We start from the raw sequence: 21,960 nt of genomic DNA on the forward strand, positions 1-21,960 counted from the left end.
CGGTGGAGCGCCCCTCCAGGTGGTCAAGGACTACATCGAGAACCAGAAGCGGCCGGACTGAGCGCGGCTGTCGTCGTAGAGCATTCCGGAGCGATGCTGCGGCGCTCCGCGCCGCAGGGCCCAGGATCGGATTCCCTCCCCGCCTGAAGGCGGGGATTCCCTCCGAAGAGGAGGGCCGCCCTCCCGGTACGCCGCGGAGGCGGAGGCCCGGGCGAGGGCCGAGGCCGAGGCCAGGGCGCGGGCGGAAGCGGCGGCCGAGGCCGAGGCGGCGGCCAGGGCGGAGGCGGAGGCCGCGGCGCTCACCGCGCGCCGTCGGGCCGGCCGCTCGCGCCGGATCGCGGTGGACCTGCTGCCGCCGGTCGTCACCCGCACGATCCGCAAGGCCCGCGCCGGCCGCTGACCGCGCGCCGTGCCCGGGGCCCGGAACTCGGGGCCCGGAGGAATCGCGCCCCGGGGCCCGCAGGAGCCGCACGCCGAGGCCCGGGGCCCGCAGGAGCCGCACACCGGGCCCCCGCAGTCACAGTCGCAGCCGACCCGTAGCCGCGGTCAGCCGGGCCGGTAGCGGGCCTCGATGCCCGCGATCACCAGGTCCAGCCCTTCCGCGAAGCGCTGGTCGTACTGAGCGAAGATCTCCGCGCCCGCCGCCGCCGTCAGGGGGAAGTCGGCCAGCAGGCGGGCCCGTTCGCCGATGTCGTAGCCCTCGCGGCGCTCCCCGGGCAGCGGCTCGACGCCCTGTTCCTCGGTGACGAAGCCGAGGGTGTAGGCGAACGTGGTCGTCATGGCGCGCACCGCCTGGGTGAGGGTGAGGCCGGCGGCCGTGAAGAGGCGCAGGTCGTCCTCCATGCGCGCGGCGTGGTCGATGCCCGTGAAGCGGGAGCCGCTGAACACCTTGGCGCCGTCGCGGTAGGCGAGGAGCGCGTCCCGCAGGCCGTGGCCGGTCCTGCGCAGCCGCTCCTGCCAGGTGTCGCCGGGATCGGGTCCGGCCCCGGCGGCCATCCGGCGGTACATCTCGGTCGCCATCTCGTCGAGCAGCGCCTGTTTGTCCTTGAAGTGCCAGTACAGGGCGGGCGCCTTGACGTCGAGTTCCCTGGCGATGGCGCGCAGGGTCAGGCCGTCCAGGCCGACCTCGTTGAGCAGGTCGAGGGCGGTGGCGGCGACGCGACGGCGATCGAGGGGGGCACGGCGCTCGGTGGTCACCCTTGACAGCTTAACGGAGTTAAGGGCACGCTCGTCGACGACAGAACTTAACAACGTTAAGGGGGAGTGGGCATGCTGGACGTCCTGATCGCGGGGGCCGGGCCCACCGGTCTCACGCTCGGCGTCGACCTGGCCCGGCGCGGGGTGCGGGCGCTGGTGATCGAGGCCGGCGACGACGTCGCCGCCGGCTCGCGCGGCAAGGGCCTGCAGCCGCGCACGATGGAGGTCTTCGAGGACCTGGGCGTACTCGACGCCGTGCTGGCGGCCGGCGGCCGGTACCCGGTCAGCCTGATCTGGAAGAACGGCGAGCCGGCCGGGGAGCACGTCATGTTCGACCCGGCGGAGGAGGGCGAGAAGGACTGCCGCTTCATGGAGCCGTGGATGGTGCCGCAGGAGCGTACGGCGCGGATCCTGCTGGCCCGCCTCGGCGAACTGGGCGGCAGCGTGCGCTTCGGCGCGCGGGCCGTCGGCGTGGAGCAGGACGCCGACGGCGTCACCGTGCGCCTGGCGGACGGCGAGGCGCTGCGCGCCCGCCACGTCGTGGCCGCCGACGGCGGCCGCTCGACGGTCCGGCGCGCGCTGGGCGTCGCCATGACGGGCGGCGGAGTCGCCCCCGGGCGGGAGAAGCCGGGCACGGGGGAAGTGGACCCGGACCCGTTCCTGGTGACGGACGTGCGGATACCGGGGCTCGACCGCGGCCACTGGCACATGTTCCCGCCGCCCCGGGAGGGTTCGGGCTTCCTGGCGCTGTGTCCGCTGGCCGGCACCGAGGACTTCCAGCTGGTCGCCGGGTTCCCGGGCGGGGGAACTCCCGACCTGTCGCTCGCCGGGGTCCGCGCGGTCGTCGCCGAGCGCACCCACCTCGCCGCCGGGGACGTGACGGCGGTGAGCTGGGTGTCCGCCTTCCGGCCCCGCGCGGCCCTGGCCGACCGCTTCCGCGTCGGCCGGGTGTTCCTCGCCGGGGACGCGGCGCACGTCCACTCACCGGCCGGCGGCCAGGGCCTCAACACCAGCGTGCAGGACGCCTACAACCTGGGGTGGAAGCTGGGCGCGGTGCTGCACGGGGGAGCGCCGCCGCGGCTGCTGGACACCTACGAGGAGGAGCGCCGCCCGGTCGCCGCCGCGATGCTCGGCCTGTCCACGGCCATCCACCGCGCCGAACGGACGCGGGGCGCGGCGACCCGCCAGCTCGGCCTGCACTACCGCGAGTCCCCGCTCAGCGAGGAGACCCGCCGCGACCCCGGCCCGCTGCGCGCCGGGGACCGCTTCCCGGACGTAACGGTGGACGGCGTGCGCCTCTTCGACCGGCTGCGGGGCCCGCGGTGGACGTCGCTGACCCTGGACTCCGGCGTGTATCTGGTCCGCCCGGACGGCTATGTCGGCTGGGCGGGCGAGACCCCGGAGGGACTCGACGGGTACCGGCGGCGCTGGTCGGTCCCGGCCGCCTGAGCGGCCGGGCCGGGTCTCAGGCGCCGGCCAGCGACAGCTTCACCGCGAACCCGAGGAACAGCGCGCCCGCCGCCGAGGTGGCCCCGGCCGCCAGCCGTCCACGGCGCCGGAACGCCTCGGCCAGCCGTGTGCCGCCGAAGATCAGGAGGGACAGGTAGAGGAAGCTGGCGAGCTGGAGCAGGGCCCCCAGGACGACGAAGGACAGCGCCGGGTAGGCGTAGTCCGGGTCGACGAACTGCACGAAGAAGGAGATCAGGAAGAGGATCGCCTTGGGATTGACCAGGGAGACGGCCAGCGCCCGGCGGTAGGGCCGCTCGTCGCCGCCCTGGACGGCGGCGGGTTCCCGGCCCGTGGTCCGCACGGGTTGCCCGGTCCGCCCCCGCGCCCGCCACATCTCCCGCGCGGAGCGCAGCATCCCGTACGCCATCCACGCGAGGTAGCCGGCGCCGGCGTACTTGACCACGAGGAACAGCAGGGGGGTGGTGGTGAGCACGGACGCCGCGCCGAGCGCCGCGAGGGTCATCAGGACGGTGTCGCCGGTGAACACGCCGGCGGCGGCCGCGTACCCGGTGCGCACGCCCTTGCGGGCGGCCACGGACAGGACGTAGAGCGAGTTGGGCCCCGGGAGCAGCACGATGAGCACGAGCCCCGCCAGATAGGTGGGCAGGTCGATGACGCCGAACATGTGAAGGAGTGTCGCACGCGGGTACGACACTCCTTCCGGGTGACCGGGCCGGCACCGGCCGGACGGCTCAGAAGGCGTCCGACGGGACGTACGTCCCCCAGACCTCCCGCAGCGCGTTGCAGACCTCGCCGACGGTCGCGCGGGCACGCAGCGCGTCCTTCATCGGGTACAGCACGTTGTCCTCGCCCTCGGCGGCCTTCTTCAGCGCCGCGAGGGCGGTGTCCACGGCCTGCTGGTCGCGCTCGGCCCGCAGCCGGGCCAGGCGTTCGGCCTGCTGGGCCTCGATGGCCGGGTCGACGCGCAGCGGCTCGTAGGGCTCCTCCTCGTCGAGCTGGAAGCGGTTGACGCCCACGACCACGCGCTCGCCGCTGTCGGTCTCCTGCGCGATGCGGTAGGCGGAGCGCTCGATCTCGTTCTTCTGGAAGCCGTGCTCGATCGCGTTGACCGCGCCGCCGAGGTCCTCGACCTTCTGCATCAGCTCCAGCGCGGCGGCCTCGACGTCGTCCGTCATCCTCTCGATGACGTAGGAGCCGGCGAACGGGTCGACGGTGGCCGTCACGTCCGTCTCGTACGCCAGCACCTGCTGGGTGCGCAGGGCGAGCCGCGCGGACTTGTCCGTGGGCAGCGCGATGGCCTCGTCGAAGGAGTTGGTGTGCAGCGACTGGGTGCCGCCCAGGACCGCGCCCAGGCCCTGCACGGCGACCCGGACCAGGTTGACCTCCGGCTGCTGCGCGGTCAGCTGCACGCCCGCGGTCTGGGTGTGGAACCGCAGCATCAGGGACTTGGGGTTCTTCGCCCCGAACTCCTCCTTCATCACCCGCGCCCAGATCCGGCGGGCCGCGCGGAACTTGGCGACCTCCTCCAGGATCGTGGTGCGGGCCACGAAGAAGAACGACAGGCGGGGCGCGAAGTCGTCGACGTCCATACCGGCCGCGACGGCGGTGCGCACGTACTCGATGCCGTCGGCGAGGGTGAACGCGATCTCCTGCGCGGGGGACGCGCCGGCCTCCGCCATGTGGTAGCCGGAGATCGAGATGGTGTTCCACTTCGGGATCTCGGCCTTGCAGTACTTGAAGATGTCCGCGATCAGCCGCAGCGACGGCTTGGGCGGGAAGATGTACGTCCCGCGCGCGATGTACTCCTTCAGCACGTCGTTCTGGATCGTGCCCGTCAGCTTGTCGGCGCTGACGCCCTGCTCCTCCGCCACCAGTTGGTACAGCAGCAGCAGGAGCGCGGCCGGGGCGTTGATCGTCATCGACGTCGACACCTTGTCCAGCGGGATCCCGCCGAACAGCACCCGCATGTCGTCGACGGAGTCGATCGCCACGCCCACCTTGCCGACCTCGCCGTGCGCGATCGGCGCGTCGGAGTCGTGGCCCATCTGGGTCGGCAGGTCGAAGGCGACCGACAGGCCCATGGTGCCGTTGGCGATCAGCTGCTTGTAGCGGGCGTTGGACTCGGTCGCCGTGCCGAAACCGGCGTACTGGCGCATGGTCCACGGGCGGCCCGTGTACATCGTCGGGTAGACGCCGCGCGTGAACGGATACGACCCCGGCTCGCCCAGCTTGCGCTCAGCGTCCCAGCCGACGAGGTCGTCGGGTCCGTAGACCGGTTCGATCGGCAGCCCGGACTCGGACTCGCGTGCCATTTGTTGCCTCCGCGCTTATTGGTTACTCGCCAGTACGACCGACTCCTCGGCACGGACTGTAGCGGCGGCCGTGCGCCCGGTGGAGTGGACCAGGCTGGGAGCTTGCTCACAACGATGCCGTGTCGTTCGCAACCCGTCACGCACGGGCAGCATCTCTAGGGGAACAAGGGTCGCCGCCTCAGGCGACCGGTGGGACGGCTGGGGGCGCGATGGGCGGCGGGAGCAGAGGCAGATCCGGGCTGAGCGGCAGATCCGGGACCAGAAGCAGATCCGGGCTGAGCGGCGGATCCGGGCTCAGAAGCAGGTCCGGGACCAGAAGCGGAGCGGTGATCGCGACCGCCGGCCTGGCGGCCCTCGCCGTGCTCTGCGGCTGCACGGTCCGCACGACGGAGGCGGACGGCCCGCCGGTGCGGGTCACCCCCACCCGGCCGGGCGAGCCGAGCACCGCCACCCCGGCCACCCCGGCCGACGGCAAGCCGGGTGACGACACCCCGGCACCGTCCTCCGCCGAGCCGCCGTCCTCGCCCCCGCCGTCGTCCCCGGCACCGCCCTCCCCCACGCCCACCCCCGCCCGGGTGCTGTGGCGGCCCGGCGACCAGGGCCGCGACATCCGCGAGCTCCAGGCCCGGCTGCGCCAGGTCGCCTGGCTGTACGACGGGCCCACGGGCGTGTACGACGACCGCACCGAGGAGGCGGTACGCGGCTTCCAGGGCAAGCGCGGGCTGCCCGGGACGGGGACGACGGACACGGTCACCTGGCGGCGGCTGCTGGCCATGACGCACGAGCCGGGCCGGTGGGAGCTCTACCTCATGGGCGGCCAGGAGGCCGCCCCGCCCGACCCGCGCTGCCTGACCGGCCGGGTGCTGTGCATCGACAAGACCTCCCGCACCCTGCGCTGGATGATCGACGGCCGCACCCTGTCGACGGTGGCGGTCCGCTTCGGCGCGCAGTACACGCCGACCCGGGAGGGCGTCTTCCAGGTGTACTGGAAGTCCCGGCACCACGTGTCCACGCTGTACGACTCGCCGATGCCCTACGCCATGTTCTTCAGCGGGGGACAGGCCGTGCACTACTCGGCCGACTTCGCCGCCCGTGGCTATGCCGGCGCCTCGCACGGCTGCGTCAACGTACGGGACGAGGCGGCGATCGCGAAGCTGTTCGACCAGGTGCGCACGGGCGACAAGGTCGTCGTGTCCTGGTGAGCCGCCGGTGCGGCGCGCGAGATCCGCGGCAGGACCGGGAGTGAGCGGGAGGGAGATTGGGCGCGGGCGGGACCGGGGGAACGTGTCCCGCCCGCGCCAGGTGCACGAGCCGTAGGTACGGGGGGAACCCCGGCTCTGTGCGAGGGCCGATGACCAGTCGGCTCGCTTATTACTGCGCGCCCGGGGCCGAAAACGTCACACCTGCCGGGAAGAAATTTCCAGAACTTCCAAAACCGCAGGTCAGAGTGGTTCCGAGGGGGTCAGTGACCGTGGCGCCCGGGGTTGCCGCCCTGGGCGCCACCGTCTCCGTGGCCGCCGCCATGCCCACCGGACCCGCCTTGGCCACCGGACCCTCCGTGGCCGCCGTGAGCGCCGCCGGCGGCCCGCTCGCCGGTGCCCCCGGCACCTCGGGTGTCACCGGTTCCGCCGCTGCGGCCGTCCCGGCCGCCGGTCCGGCCGGTGCCGCCGCCTCCGGAGTGGCCCGCGCCGCCGGTACCGCCCGTACGTCCGGTGCCTCCGGTGTGGGCGCCCGGCTCGTCCCGGCCGTGGTGCCCGCCGTGGTGCCCGTCTTCGCGCTCGTCGTCACCGTCGTCGAGGACGTGCGCGCAGTACGACGGGACGCGGGCCGCGCCGCCCGCCGTGCGCTCCAGGGAGCGGCGCCGCTCGCCGTCCAGTGGACGGCCGTCGTGCAGGTCGCGGCAGGAGTCGGTGATGTCACGGGGCGGGGCGCCCCGGCGGTCGGTGCCGCGCGGGCCGGGCGTGGCGGGTGCGGCGCCCGGGTCGGCGGAGCCGCCCGTCGTGCCGGCCGCCCCGCCTTCCGACGCACCGGCCGTCGCTCCGTCCGGGGTGGCGGCGCCGGTGTCCGGGGTCGCGGAACGCGGCGGGCCGACCGGGCCGGGCGTGGCGGCGGAGACGGAGGCGGCGGGCTCGGGGCCACCGCCGTCGAACGGACCCGGCAGGATCCCGGTCCCGGCGGCGACGGCGACCCCGCCGGCCATTCCGGCGACCAGAGCGGCGGCCAGCCCGAACCGCACCGGCCGGCCCCACCGGGGCCGCGGCACGTCGAACCGGCGCCCGCGGCCGAGCCGGTACAGCCCGGCGTCGGACCCACGCGCGCCCCTCCGTGCCCCGTCCCCGGCGCGCTCCTCGGCCCGCTCCTCCGGCTCACCCGCGCCCGCGGCGCGGAACGCGGCGAGCGCGCCGGCCTCACCGGGCGACGCGGGGCCTGCGGGCGCGGACCCACCGAACCCGTCGGTGGCACCCGCCTCCACGGCCGCGTGCGCCGACGGCACCCCCGCCCGGCCGGACCGCTCCCCCGGCGCGGACGCGTCCGAGCGCGCGGCGGTGGCAGCGGCCCGCTCGTCCGGCACGGCAGCCCCGGACGCCGCCGGGGGAGCCGACGCGGACGAGACCGCGCGTGCCGCGCGGAAGGCGGCCAGTGCGGCGGCCTCACCGGGGAGTTCCGCCGCGGCCTGCGAGGTCCGCGGGGGCGGGGTGCCGAGGGCGGAGAGGGCGGCGAGAGTGCGGGCGAGGCGTTCGGCCTGGTCCCGGTCGGCGGGCCGGGCGCCGGCGTCGGGTGACTCGCCGCGCAGCAGACGCTCGGCGGTCTCCGGGTCCAGCCAGCGGGCGGGGGCCCCGGGCTCGTCCCCGGGGAAGACATCGCGCTCGTCGCCCATCACATGTCCTTCTGCGTCCGCGCCCGGGCGTGCGTCACGCCGGCGGAGCTGACCGCGCCGGCCCGCGGGCCCCGCTGCGGCGGCAGCGCGTCGAGCACCCCGGCGGTCTCCGGGTCCTCGCCGATCAGCTCGGCGAGCTTCTTCAGGCCGCGGTGCGCGGCGGTACGGACGGCGCCGGGCCGCTTGCCGAGCGTCTCGGCCGCGGTCTTGGCGTCCAGACCCACGACGACCCGCAGCACGACGGCCTCGGCCTGGTCCTGGGGCAGCCGCGAGATGAGGGAGAGGGTGCGGTTGGTGGCCAGCGCCTCGATGGCCTCCCCGGCGGTGTCCGACTCGGCGGCCCGGCCCGTCAGCTCGGTCTCGTCGCCGCCGACCGCGGGACGGCGGCCGCGCATGCGTATGTGGTCCAGGGCTCGGTTACGGGCGATCCTGGCGGCCCAGCCGCGGAAACGGTCCGCGTCGCCGCTGAAGCGTTCCAGGTCACGGGCGATCTGGAGCCAGGCCTCGGAGGTGACGTCCTCGGCGTCGATCTCGCCGACGAGGGTGCGGACGTATCCCAGCAGCCGGGGGTGCACCGCGCGGTACACGGAGCGGAACGCGTCCTCGTCCCCGTTCTGCGCCGCCAGCACGGCGGCTGTCAGCTCGGCGTCGTCCCCCAGCACCCTGGTTCCTCGATCGATGGTCGCGGTCCGCGCGACCGCGGGTCTTCGCGGTGGTCGGGCCGCCCGCAGTCACCCCCCGCGGTCCGGCGCGAAAAGGCACGTTACGGCGTGAAACCGCGACTCGTCCACGCCGGTCCGTCCTGCAACTATCTCGTGACATCGCCGACGCGCGACGGGGGTGTGACACAAAACGCACCGCCGGCGCTGTAGGGAGTACGGGCCGTACGCGGCTCGTGCCGCGCGACGGCCGGGGCCTCTCCTGTGGGGGGTGGCGGCCCCGGCCGTTGCCTCGGCCGGCCCCTCGCGAGGACCGGCCGCTCCTTCTTTCCCGCCCACGGCGATGGTCAGCGCAGGAGTGGCGGCCCACCGGGCCGCGGCTATCGTGGTCCAGGGGGCCGCGACTGCCGGTGAGCGAGGTCTCCATGAGCGGATCGGTCACTCCTGCGGGCACCGAGGGCGCCATGGGCCGCGGTTATGCGCGCCACTCCCGCGTCCAGCACCGCGCCGCCGACTACGGGATGCCCCTGCTGGGCCGGGCCCTGGACGAGGTCGTCCTGCCGGAGGAGGGCGCGCCCTTCCGGGCCGCGGACCTCGGCGTGGCCGCCGGAACCAACTCGCTGGACCCGTTACGGGCCGTGGTGGAGGGGATCCGCCGGCGTACCGGCGAGGACACCCCCGTGACGGTGGTGCACACCGACATCCCCGCCAACGACTTCAACGCCATGTTCACGACGATCATGGAAGCGCCCGGCTCCTACGCCCACCTGCCGCAGGTCTTCGCCCACGCCGAGGCGCGCTCCTTCTACGAGCCCCTCTTCCCGCCCGCCGAGCTGCACCTGGCGTGGAGCGCGATCGCCGTGCACTGGCTCTCCCGGGTACCGGAGCCCGTCCCCGGCCACATCTACTCCTCACGGGCCGCCGGCGGCACGCGCCGGGCCCTTCGGGAGCAGTCCCGCGCCGACTGGGAGGCGTTCCTCACCCACCGGGCGCGGGAGCTGCGTCCCGGCGGTCAGCTGGTCGTCCTGGGCGGGGGGCGCGCCGACGACGGGTCCGGCGGGGCCGACGGTCTGATGGACGCCGCCGACGCCGTGCTGGCCGACCTGGTGCGGCAGGGGCTGGTCACGCCGGGCGAGTACGCGCGGATGACGATCCCGACCTGGAACCGGACCAGGGAGGAGTTCCTCGCGCCCCTCGGGGCGGGTCCCCTGTCAGGGGTCCTGCGGGTCGAGGAGTGCGATCTGGTGGTGCTGCCCGACGTCCTCCTCGAACAGCTGCGGGCGAGCGGGGACGTCCACGACTTCGCCGGGCAGGTGACGGCGTTCTTCCAGGCGGCGTTCCAGTCCTCCCTGTTCAGCGCGCTGGACCCGGGCCGCGGCCCCGGCGGGGTGGACGCCCTGGCGGAGGCGTTCGCCGCCGGGATGCGGAGCCGGGTCGCCGCGGACCCGGAAGCGGTCGAGACCCACTGGCACGTCGTCCCGCTGCGCATCGCCCGTGCGTGACGCGCCGGGCGCCCGGACGACCCCTGCCGCCCCGCCGCGTCCCGCGCGCCGTGGCCCCGACGGGCCTCCGGCCCGTCACGCGCGCGGTGCCCGACGGAGTGCCGGGCGGGCCGCGTATCCGCCCATGCCGCCCAGGACGCCCGCCGCCGCGACCAGCAGGGCCGCGGTGATGCCCACCCGCAGCAGCAGGGTGCCGAGGGCCGCGCCGGTCAGCACCGCCACCAGGCCCGCGGCCCGGTAGGGCTGGAACGGGTCGCCCGCCCCACCGCCCAGAGCCGACTTCCGGATCCAGGTGACGAGGGTGCCGGTGACGAGCGTGGTGTTCAGGACCGCCCCGAGCCTCCACATGGTCGCGCTGCGCACGCCCATGGCCGCCGCGGTCGCGGCGATCACCGCGTAGTGCCGGGGCGAGGGCTCCTCCGCGGCGGGCGGCAGACCGACCGCGGCCACCGCCCCGGCCACCAGCAGGGTCGCGGCGATGGCGGCCGAGGTGAGGATCCACCGCCGCCGTCCGGCCTCCAGGGCCGCCCCCAGGCGGTTCCCGACGACGGCGCCGGCCATGAACGCGGCGAGCGCCGTGAACGACGCCAGCGGCGCCGGGCCCCCGCCCCGGGCGAGCGCGAAGCCGAGGAAGAGGATGTTGCCGGTCATGAAGGCGGTGAAGACCTGCCCGAGGCCGAGGAAGGCCACCGCGTCGACGATCCCCATGACCGCGGTGACCACGGCGAGCACCTTCGGCAGTGGATCGGGGTGAGCGGGTGCGGGTACGGACATCGGCTCGCCTTCCTGGTCCCGACGCGCCGGTGTGGAGGCCGGTCCGGGCAGCTCTCCCGGCGAGCGCCCGCGCCGCCCCGCGGAACGGGTCCGCCGCCCATTACAGCCCCGAACCACCCCGACCGGGTCACACGGCACGCCGGGGTCCGGGCCGCCGCCCCGGCTCCGCTAGGGGTTCCGGCCCTGGCCGGTGCCCGCCGTCGGCCGGCCCTGGCCGTCCTGCCGCGGTCCGTTCGTCCCCGCCTCGGCCGCGCTGCCGCCGCCCGGGGTGACGGGCACGCTGGGCGCGGACGGCTCCGTCGGCCGGCCCGCCGCGGCCGTGCCGGCCGGCGGCGTCGGTACGGCGGCCCCCGGGTCCCGGTCCTCGCCCGCCCCGGTCCCGGCCGTCTGCCGGGCGCAGAACGCGTCGACCTGGTCCGCGCCGCCCGCGGCGGCAGCCAGCCGCTCCCAGGCGGTGGCGTCCAGCGCCTTGCCCCGCGCCTCCACCAGCGCGTACGCCTGGCACTGGGCCTCGGTGTCCTGGGCGGTGTCCGGGCGGTCGGTGGCCCCGGGGTCGGCGGCGGAGCGGGAGGCGTCGGCGGAGCGGGAGGCGTCGGCGGACGGCTCGGCGGAGTGGTCCGGTGCCCCGGCCGACGGAACGGGCCGGCCGGGCCGGTCCTGCTCGGGGCCGTCGCCGGAGGATCCGGCCGTCCCGATCGCGGCGACCGCGACCCCGCCGAGGGCGAGGCCGGCCACCGCCATGGACAGCGTGACCCGGACCGGGCGGCGCCCGGACCGGCGCCGGTGGCCGCGGGGGCGCCAGTCGTCGCGGTGCCGGGTACGGGTGCGGTGCTCCCCCGCCTCGCGGGCGGCCCGGAAGGCGGCCACGGCACGCCGCTCGCCCTCGCTGCCGTCGAGCGGCCCGTCGCCGGTGTCCCGCAGCGCGACGGCGAGCAGTTCCTCCAGTCCGGCCGCGAGGCTCAGGTCGTCGGTGCCGCGGACGGGGCCGCCGGACGCGGTGGCGCCAGGGTGCGCACGCCGCCGGTGGCCGTGCGCGGCCCCGCCGTCGTCCTGCCGTTCACCCATGTCCTGTTCCGCCTCTGTCCCGTTGATACGTGTTGCCGTCCGCGCCGCCGCGCGCGGTTCCGCGAGCCGTCGGTGATCCATACGGATGTCCGCCCCGGCCGTTCATGTCGACTCACCCAGCGTCCGGGAGCCGCCATCCGTCACACCCTCGACCCCGAGCTGGCGGGCCAGCCGCTTCAGTCCGCGGTGCGCGGCGGTCCGTACGGCGCCGGGCCGTTTGCCGAGCACCCGGGCCGCCGCGGGCCCGTCGAGGCCGACCACCACCCGCAGCAGCACCGCCTCGGCCTGGTCGCGGGGCAGCCCCCGCACCAGCTCCAGGGCGCGCTCGGTGGAGAGGGTCTCCAGCGCCTGGTCGTGCGTGCTCTGCGGTCCGGGCAGCTCCAGTACGTCCTGCTCCAGGGCGGTGCCCCGGGGCCGTACCCGCAGCCGCCGCAGATGGTCCAGCGCCCGGTGCCGGGCGATGGTGGCGGTCCAGCCGCGGAAGCCCGCGCCGTCGCCCTTGAACCGGCCGAGGTCCCGGGCTATCTCCAGCCAGGCGTCGGACGCGACGTCCTCGGCGTCGTCGCCGACGATCCCGCGCAAGTAGCCGAGCAGCCCCGGCTGCACGATCCGGTACGCCACCGCGAACGCGGCCTCGTCGCCGCCCTGGGCCCGCACCACCGCCGCGCCCAGTTCCCCGTCGTACGCGTGAGCGCGCCGGGGTTCCCCTCCCTGGCCCAAGACTGTCCTCGTTCGTGCGGAGTTCGTGGCGGGTGCGCGGTCCCGGCGCCGGGTCGGCGGTCCGGCCGGGGGCACGCTCCCACGGTCATCAGCGTCGCCGCTGACGGAAACGTCACAGAGCACCGGCGACGCCGACGCGGCCCACCCCCGTAGGACCGTGCCGGTGCCGCCGGTGCGCCCCCCGGTCAGGCCGCTGCCCTCCTGACCCTGCCGGGCAGGGTCAGGAAGAAGAGGTGCAGGGACTCCTCCGGCCCGCCCACCTCGTACCGGTTGACGACCTTCCCGAGAGGGTTCCAGATCCGCCCGTCCGGCATCCGGACGCCGACGGGCTGACCGAAGTAGGCGCGCTGCTCGGTGTCGAAGTCGACCCAGACGGCCCCGGCGCGCCGGACGAGCACCTCACCGACGTAGGCGCCGAGCGAGACGAGGGTGTCGTGCACCAGTTCACGGCTCCCGCCACCCTTGCGCAGGCCGTCGACCAGCGAGTCGACGACGCGCAGGCTGGCGACGGAGTAGTCCAGCGGCAGCCGGCGGCGCGCGCCGACCCGGGCCACGAATCCGGCCGCCCGGGCCGTCATCGCGTCGGCGTCCTCCATAGGGTCCGTTCCCCTCCTCGACATGGCGGGGAACACCGAGTCAGGTCTCCCCGCCTGCCCCAGCGCACGGACCTCCGAAGACGTCACACCAGTCCCATGTGTCACCGCTCACACAACGCCCCCGCCCCGCCGCGTCACCCCACGGCGTCCCGGCACAGCAGCCGCAGCGACCCCTCCCCGGCGAAGCAGCGCCGGGCCTCGTCGAGGGGGTCCCACAGGCGGCCGTCGGGGGTGCGCACCCAGTGGTCGCCGCCGCTGGTCCACCACTCGCCGCCGGTCTCCCGGACGATCACCTCGCCGGCGTACGCGCCGAGGCCGCGCAGCGCGCTTGCCATGGCGGCGTACGGCGTGCCCTCGCGGCGGATGTCGTCGATCACCCGGTCGACGCGCCACAGACTCTGTGCCGAGTAGTCGAGGTACAGCCGGGCGCCCTCACGCATCGTCGCCACGGCGTCGGCGGCCCACCGCTGAGGTCTGGCGGCGGCCGTGGGCCGGGTCTCCTGGGTCTCGCTCATCGCACTGGTCACACAGGGAAGAGCGACTCCGGCCCGTCATTCGTCACCGGCGCGAGGCACCTGACACGGGACCGGCGCAGGACCGCCCCACCTCCCCCGCACCCCGGTCACCGGCGGTCCCCGGTGTGACACTCCGCCCCGGCCCTGCGCTCTCGAAGTGATGAGCGCGTACTTCCATCTCCGCGCCGTGCCCCCGGCGGCGCTGCGCAACAGCGCGTCCTGGCTGCGCAGGCTGTTCGACGACGACTGGAACACCGTGCGGGACCGGATCGACCGGCACCGCGAGGAAATGCTCGACGCCCGCTACCACGACCACCAGCTTCTCTACGCCGACGCCCCGCCGGAGCACACCGACGCCGGCCCCGGCGCCCAGGTGGTGCTCGGCGGCCAGCGGGTCTACACGACCGACACCGGGCAGCCACCGTTCCTCCTGCTGACGGCGGCCCAGACGGCGCGGGTGGCCGCCTTCCTGTCGGCCGCGGACTTCGACGCCCTGTGGCGCCCGGCCCGCGGCAGTCTCCTCGCCCACTACGGCGGCCCGGCCCACGAGCCGCGTGCCAAAGCCGCGTTCGCCTCCGCGCACCGCGACCTGACGGCCTTCTACACGACGACGGCCCAGTACGGGGACGCCGTGGTGAAGTGGCTGGTGAGATAGGGGGCGGTCGTCACCCCACGGCCCGTGCGCGGCGCGAGACCACCGCCCGCAGTACCCGCCGCCCCTCGGTGGACACGTCCAGCGCCCGGCGCAGCCCGCCCGCGCCGTGCTCCGCGAGGAGTTCCAGGATCGTCAGCTGACGGCGCAGCTCGGCGGCGGCCAGCGGCGGCATCCCGTCGGTACGGCCCTCGCGGCGCGCGTCGACCGGGTCGGGGTCGTCGGAGGGGTCGAGCAGCCGGTGTATCTGCAGCGCGGCGACCGAGCAGGCGTCGGCCCACGTCCGCAGCTCGCCGTTCGACCGCTCGGCCGGCACCGCGGCGAGCATCCGCCGGGCGAGCGCCGCGGCCTCGTCGCCGGCGCCCTCGGCGTCCTCGGGGGTCTCGCCGATCCGTTCGCGCGCCTGCTCCACCAGGCCGCTCCAGGCCGCCGCGTCGGCCCCCGCCGCGAGGTTCCCCCACAGCGGCCGCAGCACCTCGTCGTCGCCTCCCAGCAACGGCACGCACCGGTCCAAACAAGCCAAGCCGCTGGCGGCCAGTCCACGCTCGTCGGCCTGAGCGATCAGTTCCACCAGGCTCATCACGTCTCCCTCGCCGGGGCGCCATCCCTTACGGAGCCCGCACTTCCCCTTACTGCGTGCGACGGCACCGGAATGTCACTGGAGCACCACACCGAGTCCCGCCCCACTCACGACCGGCGCTTTTCAGCCAAGCACCGGGGCCTGCATGATCCCGCCGGCCACCGGTCCGCGCAACGCCTTCTCGTGCTGCATCCGCGTCAGCCGCAGCACCAGCAGGACGGCGAGCACGGCGGCGAGGGCGTCGGTGAGGTCGGCGAAGAGGAGCAGCCGGACGGCCGTACGCCCCACCTCGGCCTCATCGGCGCGCCCGTACATCCGCGACGCGACGCGGCTGACGCTGATCGAGACGACCCACATCACCCACCAGGCGTTGACCAGCCCGTGTCCGCGGGGCCGCTCCGGGTCGCCGCTGGCCTTCCAGACGTCCACCGTGATCCGGCGCGGGAACCACAGGTTCACGAGCGGCACGAACCACGCCCCGATCGCCCAGCCGCGCTTCATGGTGTGCCCGAACGGGTCGAACACCTCCGCGTTGACGCGCACCCGGTAGAACCAGCACAGGAACACGACCGCGGCGGCCAGCAGGGCGCCGCTCTGCAGCACCCCCGAGGTCTCGAACAGCGAGTCGGCGCGGTCGGCCCGCCGGGCCAGGTCCGCTCCCCCGCCTCCGTTCACGATGTCGTCCAGGACATTGTGGACGTACAGCTCGACCCCGACCGCGAACAGGTCGACGACCAGGACCAGCCCGAGCAGGGCCGCCGTCGCGCGCCCCAGTCCGACCGGCGAGCGCAGCCAGGCCACCGGCGCCACCCCCTTGGCCGGCGGCACCGGGCTCACCGGCGGCGCCGACGGCAGCTCCCGCGGGGTCCCGGACGGCGCGGCGGCGCACTGCCCGCACGACGGCTCCCCCTCCGGCACGGCACCGGCCCTCCCGCAACGCGCGCACGACATGAAGCCCCCTCCCCTCCCCGGCGGTCCCCCCGGACCGCATGGAGCGGAACCTACGGTTCATCACCGTCGCGGGTCCACACCCGTTACCGACCCGTCACCCCACGCGCCCGGCCAGCGCCCCGAACTGCGCCCACGTCAGCGCCGGCTCGCGGGCGTCCCACAGCTTCTGGGCGGTCGCCCGCAGCGGCATCCGTATACCGGCCGCCACCTGGTCCTGCGTCTGCGCGCCGGCCAGGTCGCACCACACCGCGAAGAACCCGCCGGGTATCTGCGCGTCGTACCGCGACGCCACCGGCGTCGTGCCGCGCAGCACCAGCGGCGTCCACTGCTCGTAGATCCGCCGCCCCGTCGGATAGACGAAGGTCTGCGGCTCGCCGAGCACGTAGTAGAGGAACTCGTCGTTGTAGTTGACGACCTTCCGGCCGGCGCTCAGGTACTCCACCGGCTTGCGCGCCCCGAGTTCCTTGCCGGTCCAGTACGCGGCCCGCAGGTCGTCGGCGGGCCGTACCGAGCTGTCGCGGAAGAAGCCGTCGTTCCACACCGACATGGTCCGGCCGTGGGCGCGGACGGTCCCGGCCCGGTCGTTGAGCCAGCCGGTGGTGAGGTCGGCGACCCCCGCCCCGGCCCCGTACCGCTTCCGCGCTGCGGCCGCCAGCTGCGGGTAGGAGGCCTCCGGGTCGGACGCCATCAGAGCCAGGTACTCGTCCCCGCCGAGGTGCCACTCGCCGCCCGGGAACAGATCGGCGTACTCGTTCAGCAGGTCGTCGACGAGCCGGGCGGCGGCGGGGTCGGATATGTCGACGGCGCCGCGAGCGGCGGCCCCCCGCACGTTGCGCAGCTGGAGCTCGGGGTGCGCGGCGATGACCGCGCCCAGGTGGCCGGGCGAGTCGATCTCGGGGACGACGGTGATGTGCCGCGCCGCCGCCAGCGCGACGATGTCCTTCACCTGCGCCTTGGTCAGGTGCTGCCGCGCCACGATCTCCGGATGGCTGTCGGACTCGATCCGGAAGGCCTGGTCGTCGGAGAAGTGCAGCTGCAGCCGGTTGTACTTCAGGTCCCCCAGCTCCCGCACCCGGTCCTCGATCCACCCGGCGGTGAAGTGCTTGCGCGCGATGTCCAGGGAGAGGCCGCGCACCGGCTTGGCCGGCTGGTCGCGCACCACGCCCTCCGGCGCCGTACCGCCCCCGCGCACCTCCTGCTTCAGCGTCCGGGTCCCGTAGAAGACCCCCGCCTCCGGCCCGCTGATGGTGACCCGCCCGTCGCGCACGGTCATCGTGTACGACTCCGGGTTCGCCCCCTTCCCGTCGTCGAGCTCAAGCCGCAGGTCCCCGGGCCGGGTCCCCGCCGACTCGCCCGCGTACGCCAGGCCCAGCTCCCCGGCTATCAGCCGGCCCTCGTCGGCGAGCCGGGCGTCGTCGACGACGACCCGCTGTCCCTTCGCCGGCCGCCACCCGGGTCCGCGCGCCGCCGTGTGCGACCGTACGGCGGGTATGGTCCGGGGCGCCTCGGACAGGGGGTACGTCCGGGTGGGTGACGGGTCGGCCGGGGTCGACGAGGCGGCGGACGGACTCTGCGCCGAGACCGTGCCCGGAGCCCGCTCCGCGCCGGCCCCGGCGTCGTCGCCGCCGGTCGACGCCCACACCCCGATCCCGACGCCGAGTCCGACCGTCGTGACGAGCGCCCCGACGAACAGCGCCCGCCGCCCCGTCCTGCCGTCGCCCCGCACCCTGCGCCTGTGCCTGCTCATTCCGCCAACCTACGACCGGCGGCAGCCGAACGTGTCCACCGGGCGTTCCGAAACTCTCCCGTTCGGGTGAAATTCAGGCAACCGTCGGCCGCCTCGTGACCATTCTGGATAGCGTGGCGTCACACCTTTCACAGCATCCCCTGCCGCACCACTTCGTGACGCGAGGATCCACGCTGCCCGCCCACCGACTCCCCCACCCGCCCGGCCCGGTCGCCATACCGGACCTGCCCCTGCTGAGGGGCTTCAACACCGCCCCGGCCCCCGAGGCCCACCGGGCCCTCCTCTCCTGTCTGCGCAGCCCGCGCTGGGCCCACCGCGTCGCCGCGCACCGCCCCTACCCCACCCCGGACGCCCTGCTGGCCGCCTCCGACGAGGCCGCCTACGACCTGACGTCGGCGGACCTGGCACAGGCCCTGGCGGGCGAATCGCTCCCCGCCCTGCCGGACGGCACCTACGAGGCCGCCCACACCGCCCTGAGCGCCGCCCACGCCGCCTACGAGGCGAAGTTCGGCCACGTCTTCGTCATCTGCCTGGCGGGCGTCTCCCCGCGCGAGTCGCTGGACCGCGTCCTGGAGGGAATCCGGTCACGATTGGCGAACGATCCGGAAGACGAACGTGTAGTGGCCACGGAAGAACTCCGCCACCTCGCCCGGGAGCGTCTGATCGCCCTCCTCACGGACGGAACTCACCCGTACGTGCGCTCTTGAATGCCAGTTTGATCACACCACAGACCCCCGGCTGAGCCCGGCGGCGGCGCATGGCTACGATGCTGGGGGCCGGTGGACCGTACCCGGCCGGGCCCGACCGACACCGAAGCCGGCGCGGCCCTAGTCCCCGCTCCCGGAGGGTTCTTCCGTGCCGGCTGGAACGCTGTACCGCGGCCGGGAAGGAATGTGGTCCTGGGTGGCTCACCGAGTCACCGGCGTCCTCATCTTCTTCTTCCTGTTCGTCCATGTGCTCGACACCGCTCTCGTGCGCGTCTCCCCCGAGGACTACGACAACGTCGTAGCCACGTACAAGACGCCCATCGTCGCCGTGCTGGAGTACGGCCTCGTCGCCGCCATCCTCTTCCACGCGCTCAACGGCCTGCGCGTCATCGCCGTCGACTTCTGGTCGAAGGGCGCCCGCTACCAGAAGCACATGCTGTGGACCGTTGTCGGCGTCTGGGTCGTGCTGATGCTCGGGGCGATCTACCCGGTGCTCGGCCACGCCGCTCGTGAACTGTTCGGGAAGTGACGTCGATGGCCACCACTGAAACCACCGCGTCGGGCGTCGGCCCGGTCGAGGACGCGCACGGCGGCTACGGCGTGGACAACCCCGCGCCGCTCATCGAGGCCCCGCGCAAGCGCACCAAGAAGACCCCGCGGTCCACCCGCGGCAACTTCGAGATGGCCGCCTGGCTGTTCATGCGCCTGTCCGGCATCGTCCTGGTCGTCCTGGTCATCGGCCACCTGCTCATCCAGCTGGTGCTGGACGGCGGCGTGTCGAAGATCGGCTTCGCCTTCGTGGCGGGCCGCTGGGCCAGCCCGTTCTGGCAGGTCTGGGACCTGCTGATGCTGTGGCTGGCGATGCTGCACGGCGCGAACGGCCTGCGCACGGTCATCAACGACTACGCGGAGCGCGCGAACACCCGGCTGTGGCTGAAGGCGCTGCTCTACACCGCCACGGTGTTCACCATCCTGCTGGGCACGCTGGTGATCTTCACCTTCGACCCGAACATCCGCTAGGCACGGGGCTGCGAGAATCATGAAGATCCACAAGTACGACACCGTCATCGTCGGCGCCGGCGGCGCGGGCATGCGCGCGGCCATCGAGTCGACGAAGCGCAGCCGCACCGCCGTGCTGACCAAGCTCTACCCCACCCGCTCCCACACGGGCGCCGCGCAGGGCGGCATGGCCGCCGCGCTGGCCAACGTGGAGGAGGACAACTGGGAGTGGCACACCTTCGACACGGTCAAGGGCGGTGACTACCTGGTCGACCAGGACGCCGCCGAGATCCTGGCGAAGGAGGCCATCGACGCCGTCCTCGACCTGGAGAAGATGGGCCTGCCGTTCAACCGCACCCCGAACGGCACCATCGACCAGCGCCGCTTCGGCGGCCACAGCCGCAACCACGGCGAGGCCCCGGTCCGCCGGTCCTGCTACGCCGCGGACCGCACCGGCCACATGATCCTCCAGACGCTGTACCAGAACTGCGTCAAGGAGGGCGTGGAGTTCTTCAACGAGTTCTACGTCCTCGACCAGCTGATCACCGAGGTGGACGGCGTCCGCAGGTCCGCCGGTGTGGTCGCCTACGAGCTGGCCACCGGCGAGATCCACATCTTCCAGGCGAAGGCCGTGATCTACGCCTCCGGCGGCTGCGGCAAGTTCTTCAAGGTGACGTCCAACGCGCACACGCTGACCGGCGACGGCCAGGCCGCCGTGTACCGCCGGGGTCTGCCGCTGGAGGACATGGAGTTCTTCCAGTTCCACCCGACCGGCATCTGGCGCATGGGCATCCTGCTCACCGAGGGCGCCCGCGGCGAGGGCGGCATCCTGCGCAACAAGGACGGCGAGCGCTTCATGGAGAAGTACGCTCCCGTCATGAAGGACCTGGCGTCCCGTGACGTCGTGTCCCGCTCCATCTACACGGAGATCCGCGAGGGCCGCGGCTGCGGTCCCGAGGGCGACCACGTCTACCTCGACCTGACGCACCTGCCGCCGGAGCAACTGGACGCCAAGCTCCCGGACATCACCGAGTTCGCGCGCACCTACCTGGGCATCGAGCCGTACACCGACCCGATCCCGATCCAGCCGACCGCGCACTACGCCATGGGCGGCATCCCGACCAACGTCGAGGGCGAGGTCCTCGCGGACAACACCACCGTCGTACCGGGTCTGTACGCGGCGGGCGAGGTGGCCTGCGTGTCGGTGCACGGCGCCAACCGCCTGGGCACCAACTCGCTCCTGGACATCAACGTGTTCGGCCGCCGGGCCGGCATCGCGGCCGCGGAGTACGCACAGAAGGCCGACTTCGTGGAGCTGCCGGAGAACCCGGCGCGGTTCGTGGCCGACCAGATCGAGCGGCTGCGCGAGTCCACCGGCACCGAGCGGGTGGCGACCCTGCGCAAGGAGCTGCAGGAGACCATGGACGCCAACGTCATGGTGTTCCGCACCGAGCAGACGATCAAGACGGCGGTCGAGAAGATCGCCGAGCTGCGCGAGCGCTACAAGAACGTGGCGATCCAGGACAAGGGCAAGCGGTTCAACACCGACCTGCTGGAGGCCGTCGAGCTGGGCAACCTGCTCGACCTGGCCGAGGTCATGGCCGTCTCCGCGCTGGCCCGCAAGGAGTCCCGCGGCGGTCACTACCGCGAGGACTACCCGAACCGCGACGACGTCAACTTCATGCGCCACACCATGGCGTACCGCGAGGTGGGCGACGACGGCACCGAGTCCGTCCGTCTCGACTACAAGCCGGTCGTCCAGACCCGCTACCAGCCGATGGAGCGTAAGTACTGATGGCAACCCCCGTTCTGGACAAGGTGGAAGCGGAGTCCGCCGCGTCCCCCTACATCACCGTCACCTTCCGCGTCCGCCGGTTCAACCCGGAGGTCTCGGCCGAGGCGACCTGGGAAGACTTCCAGCTGGAGATCGACCCCAAGGAGCGCGTCCTCGACGGTCTGCACAAGATCAAGTGGGAGCTGGACGGCAGCCTGACCTTCCGCCGTTCCTGCGCGCACGGCATCTGCGGCTCGGACGCGATGCGGATCAACGGCAAGAACCGCCTCGCGTGCAAGACGCTGATCAAGGACATCAACCCGGAGAAGCCGATCACGGTCGAGCCCATCAAGGGCCTGACGGTCCTGAAGGACCTGGTCGTGGACATGGAGCCGTTCTTCCAGGCGTACCGGGACGTGATGCCCTTCCTGATCACGAAGGACACCAACGAGCCCACGCGTGAGCGGCTGCAGTCGGCCGAGGACCGCGAGCGCTTCGACGACACCACCAAGTGCATCCTGTGCGCGGCGTGCACCTCGTCGTGCCCGGTGTTCTGGAACGACGGGCAGTACTTCGGCCCGGCGGCCATCGTCAACGCGCACCGCTTCATCTTCGACTCGCGCGACGAGGCCGGCGAGCAGCGCCTGGAGATCCTCAACGACCGGGACGGTGTGTGGCGCTGCCGCACGACGTTCAACTGCACGGACGCCTGCCCGCGCGGTATCGAGGTCACGAAGGCGATCGCCGAGGTGAAGAAGGCGCTGATCACGCGCCGCTTCTGAGCCGTCCGGCGCCCGTACGGCGGTTGTACGACGGCGAGGGCCCCGCTCCGTGAGGAGTGGGGCCCTCGCCGTTGCGGCGC

The 21,960-nt window shown here is 73.9% G+C and carries 22 protein-coding genes; 9 read left to right on the top strand and 13 right to left on the bottom strand.

Annotation, left to right across the window (positions count from 1 at the left end):
• Positions 1-546 precede the first annotated feature (546 nt).
• Positions 547-1,197 carry a TetR/AcrR family transcriptional regulator C-terminal domain-containing protein gene (locus tag ACSLTV_RS01995; RefSeq protein ID WP_432134851.1) on the bottom strand — a complete coding sequence of 217 codons (651 nt, stop codon included), beginning with the start codon at positions 1,195-1,197 and terminating at the stop codon, positions 547-549.
• 72 nt (positions 1,198-1,269) lie between these two features.
• Here ACSLTV_RS01995 and ACSLTV_RS02000 point away from each other — a divergent pair, with 72 nt between their 5' ends.
• Entirely contained in the window at positions 1,270-2,646 is a 1,377-nt protein-coding gene (locus tag ACSLTV_RS02000; protein WP_435611507.1) for an FAD-dependent monooxygenase, read from the top strand.
• A gap of 16 nt (positions 2,647-2,662) precedes the next feature.
• Here ACSLTV_RS02000 and leuE read toward each other — a convergent pair whose 3' ends face one another.
• The gene (gene leuE / locus ACSLTV_RS02005) at positions 2,663-3,331 is read right to left on the bottom strand and encodes a leucine efflux protein LeuE (protein WP_432134853.1); all 669 of its coding nucleotides are present in this window, start codon (positions 3,329-3,331) and stop codon (positions 2,663-2,665) included.
• Between the two features lie 67 nt (positions 3,332-3,398).
• Positions 3,399-4,979, bottom strand: coding sequence for an acyl-CoA mutase large subunit family protein (locus tag ACSLTV_RS02010; protein ID WP_432134854.1), 1,581 nt, complete (start codon positions 4,977-4,979; stop codon positions 3,399-3,401).
• Between the two features lie 326 nt (positions 4,980-5,305).
• Here ACSLTV_RS02010 and ACSLTV_RS02015 point away from each other — a divergent pair, with 326 nt between their 5' ends.
• Positions 5,306-6,181 (top strand): L,D-transpeptidase family protein, encoded by an 876-nt coding sequence (locus ACSLTV_RS02015; RefSeq protein WP_432134855.1) that lies wholly within the window; start codon positions 5,306-5,308, stop codon positions 6,179-6,181.
• Positions 6,182-6,441: 260 nt separating this feature from the next.
• Here ACSLTV_RS02015 and ACSLTV_RS02020 read toward each other — a convergent pair whose 3' ends face one another.
• Complete coding sequence (locus tag ACSLTV_RS02020; RefSeq protein ID WP_435611508.1) at positions 6,442-7,857, bottom strand: hypothetical protein; 1,416 nt, start codon at positions 7,855-7,857, stop codon at positions 6,442-6,444.
• Complete coding sequence (locus ACSLTV_RS02025; protein WP_432134857.1) at positions 7,857-8,519, bottom strand: RNA polymerase sigma factor; 663 nt, start codon at positions 8,517-8,519, stop codon at positions 7,857-7,859. Before ACSLTV_RS02025 ends, ACSLTV_RS02020 begins: the two co-directional genes overlap by 1 nt.
• 422 nt (positions 8,520-8,941) lie before the next feature.
• Here ACSLTV_RS02025 and ACSLTV_RS02030 point away from each other — a divergent pair, with 422 nt between their 5' ends.
• Positions 8,942-10,018, top strand: a complete 1,077-nt coding sequence (locus tag ACSLTV_RS02030) for a hypothetical protein (protein ID WP_435611509.1) — start codon at positions 8,942-8,944, stop codon at positions 10,016-10,018.
• 75 nt (positions 10,019-10,093) lie between these two features.
• Here the strand turns inward: ACSLTV_RS02030 and ACSLTV_RS02035 are convergent, their stop codons facing one another.
• The 5 genes from ACSLTV_RS02035 to ACSLTV_RS02055 form a co-directional block, all read right to left on the bottom strand.
• The gene (locus tag ACSLTV_RS02035) at positions 10,094-10,792 is read right to left on the bottom strand and encodes a YoaK family protein (RefSeq protein ID WP_432134859.1); all 699 of its coding nucleotides are present in this window, start codon (positions 10,790-10,792) and stop codon (positions 10,094-10,096) included.
• Positions 10,793-10,960: 168 nt separating this feature from the next.
• Positions 10,961-11,857 (bottom strand): hypothetical protein, encoded by an 897-nt coding sequence (locus tag ACSLTV_RS02040; protein WP_432134860.1) that lies wholly within the window; start codon positions 11,855-11,857, stop codon positions 10,961-10,963.
• Between the two features lie 102 nt (positions 11,858-11,959).
• Positions 11,960-12,577: an RNA polymerase sigma factor gene (locus tag ACSLTV_RS02045; protein WP_432134861.1), complete on the bottom strand. Its 618-nt coding sequence runs from the start codon at positions 12,575-12,577 to the stop codon at positions 11,960-11,962.
• 185 nt (positions 12,578-12,762) lie between these two features.
• The gene (locus ACSLTV_RS02050; protein ID WP_432134862.1) at positions 12,763-13,173 is read right to left on the bottom strand and encodes a hypothetical protein; all 411 of its coding nucleotides are present in this window, start codon (positions 13,171-13,173) and stop codon (positions 12,763-12,765) included.
• Between the two features lie 134 nt (positions 13,174-13,307).
• A complete protein-coding gene (locus tag ACSLTV_RS02055) occupies positions 13,308-13,688 on the bottom strand; it encodes a hypothetical protein (RefSeq protein WP_435611510.1) in 381 nt (126 codons plus the stop codon).
• Between the two features lie 160 nt (positions 13,689-13,848).
• Here ACSLTV_RS02055 and ACSLTV_RS02060 point away from each other — a divergent pair, with 160 nt between their 5' ends.
• Positions 13,849-14,343, top strand: a complete 495-nt coding sequence (locus tag ACSLTV_RS02060; RefSeq protein ID WP_432134864.1) for a DUF1877 family protein — start codon at positions 13,849-13,851, stop codon at positions 14,341-14,343.
• Between the two features lie 10 nt (positions 14,344-14,353).
• Here the strand turns inward: ACSLTV_RS02060 and ACSLTV_RS02065 are convergent, their stop codons facing one another.
• The 3 genes from ACSLTV_RS02065 to ACSLTV_RS02075 all read right to left on the bottom strand — a co-directional run bounded on the left by ACSLTV_RS02065 (position 14,354) and on the right by ACSLTV_RS02075 (position 17,618).
• Positions 14,354-14,920 carry a hypothetical protein gene (locus ACSLTV_RS02065; protein WP_432134865.1) on the bottom strand — a complete coding sequence of 189 codons (567 nt, stop codon included), beginning with the start codon at positions 14,918-14,920 and terminating at the stop codon, positions 14,354-14,356.
• A gap of 123 nt (positions 14,921-15,043) precedes the next feature.
• On the bottom strand, positions 15,044-15,838 hold the full coding sequence (locus tag ACSLTV_RS02070) for a DUF4328 domain-containing protein (RefSeq protein WP_435611511.1): 795 nt from the start codon (positions 15,836-15,838) through the stop codon (positions 15,044-15,046).
• 127 nt (positions 15,839-15,965) lie between these two features.
• On the bottom strand, positions 15,966-17,618 hold the full coding sequence (locus ACSLTV_RS02075; RefSeq protein ID WP_435611512.1) for a beta-N-acetylhexosaminidase: 1,653 nt from the start codon (positions 17,616-17,618) through the stop codon (positions 15,966-15,968).
• 155 nt (positions 17,619-17,773) lie between these two features.
• Between ACSLTV_RS02075 and ACSLTV_RS02080 the strand changes: the two genes are divergently transcribed.
• From ACSLTV_RS02080 to ACSLTV_RS02100, 5 genes are all read left to right on the top strand, one after another.
• Positions 17,774-18,325, top strand: coding sequence for a 2-oxo-4-hydroxy-4-carboxy-5-ureidoimidazoline decarboxylase (locus tag ACSLTV_RS02080; protein ID WP_435611618.1), 552 nt, complete (start codon positions 17,774-17,776; stop codon positions 18,323-18,325).
• A 148-nt stretch (positions 18,326-18,473) separates the two neighbouring features.
• Positions 18,474-18,854: a succinate dehydrogenase, cytochrome b556 subunit gene (gene sdhC, locus ACSLTV_RS02085; RefSeq protein ID WP_432134868.1), complete on the top strand. Its 381-nt coding sequence runs from the start codon at positions 18,474-18,476 to the stop codon at positions 18,852-18,854.
• Positions 18,855-18,859: 5 nt separating this feature from the next.
• Entirely contained in the window at positions 18,860-19,345 is a 486-nt protein-coding gene (locus ACSLTV_RS02090; protein ID WP_435611513.1) for a succinate dehydrogenase hydrophobic membrane anchor subunit, read from the top strand.
• 19 nt (positions 19,346-19,364) lie between these two features.
• On the top strand, positions 19,365-21,119 hold the full coding sequence (gene sdhA / locus ACSLTV_RS02095; protein WP_432134870.1) for a succinate dehydrogenase flavoprotein subunit: 1,755 nt from the start codon (positions 19,365-19,367) through the stop codon (positions 21,117-21,119).
• Positions 21,119-21,880, top strand: coding sequence for a succinate dehydrogenase iron-sulfur subunit (locus tag ACSLTV_RS02100; RefSeq protein ID WP_432134871.1), 762 nt, complete (start codon positions 21,119-21,121; stop codon positions 21,878-21,880). The genes sdhA and ACSLTV_RS02100 overlap by 1 nt, the downstream gene beginning before the upstream one ends.
• Positions 21,881-21,960 lie beyond the last annotated feature (80 nt).

This window comes from Streptomyces sp. bgisy159 (assembly GCF_965341775.1).
Taxonomy (GTDB): Bacteria; Actinomycetota; Actinomycetes; order Streptomycetales; family Streptomycetaceae; genus Streptomyces.

Excerpts from the sequence above, each read along its gene's own strand:
- ACSLTV_RS02000 (WP_435611507.1), top strand. The coding sequence starts at position 1,270 with ATGCTGGACGTCCTGATCGCGGGGGCCGGGCCCACCGGTCTCACGCTC.
- leuE (WP_432134853.1), bottom strand. The coding sequence starts at position 3,331 with ATGTTCGGCGTCATCGACCTGCCCACCTATCTGGCGGGGCTCGTGCTC.
- ACSLTV_RS02010 (WP_432134854.1), bottom strand. The coding sequence starts at position 4,979 with ATGGCACGCGAGTCCGAGTCCGGGCTGCCGATCGAACCGGTCTACGGA.
- ACSLTV_RS02020 (WP_435611508.1), bottom strand. The coding sequence starts at position 7,857 with ATGGGCGACGAGCGCGATGTCTTCCCCGGGGACGAGCCCGGGGCCCCC.
- ACSLTV_RS02030 (WP_435611509.1), top strand. The coding sequence starts at position 8,942 with ATGAGCGGATCGGTCACTCCTGCGGGCACCGAGGGCGCCATGGGCCGC.
- ACSLTV_RS02035 (WP_432134859.1), bottom strand. The coding sequence starts at position 10,792 with ATGTCCGTACCCGCACCCGCTCACCCCGATCCACTGCCGAAGGTGCTC.
- ACSLTV_RS02040 (WP_432134860.1), bottom strand. The coding sequence starts at position 11,857 with ATGGGTGAACGGCAGGACGACGGCGGGGCCGCGCACGGCCACCGGCGG.
- ACSLTV_RS02050 (WP_432134862.1), bottom strand. The coding sequence starts at position 13,173 with ATGGAGGACGCCGACGCGATGACGGCCCGGGCGGCCGGATTCGTGGCC.
- ACSLTV_RS02055 (WP_435611510.1), bottom strand. The coding sequence starts at position 13,688 with ATGAGCGAGACCCAGGAGACCCGGCCCACGGCCGCCGCCAGACCTCAG.
- ACSLTV_RS02060 (WP_432134864.1), top strand. The coding sequence starts at position 13,849 with ATGAGCGCGTACTTCCATCTCCGCGCCGTGCCCCCGGCGGCGCTGCGC.
- ACSLTV_RS02065 (WP_432134865.1), bottom strand. The coding sequence starts at position 14,920 with ATGAGCCTGGTGGAACTGATCGCTCAGGCCGACGAGCGTGGACTGGCC.
- ACSLTV_RS02075 (WP_435611512.1), bottom strand. The coding sequence starts at position 17,618 with ATGAGCAGGCACAGGCGCAGGGTGCGGGGCGACGGCAGGACGGGGCGG.
- ACSLTV_RS02090 (WP_435611513.1), top strand. The coding sequence starts at position 18,860 with ATGGCCACCACTGAAACCACCGCGTCGGGCGTCGGCCCGGTCGAGGAC.
- sdhA (WP_432134870.1), top strand. The coding sequence starts at position 19,365 with ATGAAGATCCACAAGTACGACACCGTCATCGTCGGCGCCGGCGGCGCG.
- ACSLTV_RS02100 (WP_432134871.1), top strand. The coding sequence starts at position 21,119 with ATGGCAACCCCCGTTCTGGACAAGGTGGAAGCGGAGTCCGCCGCGTCC.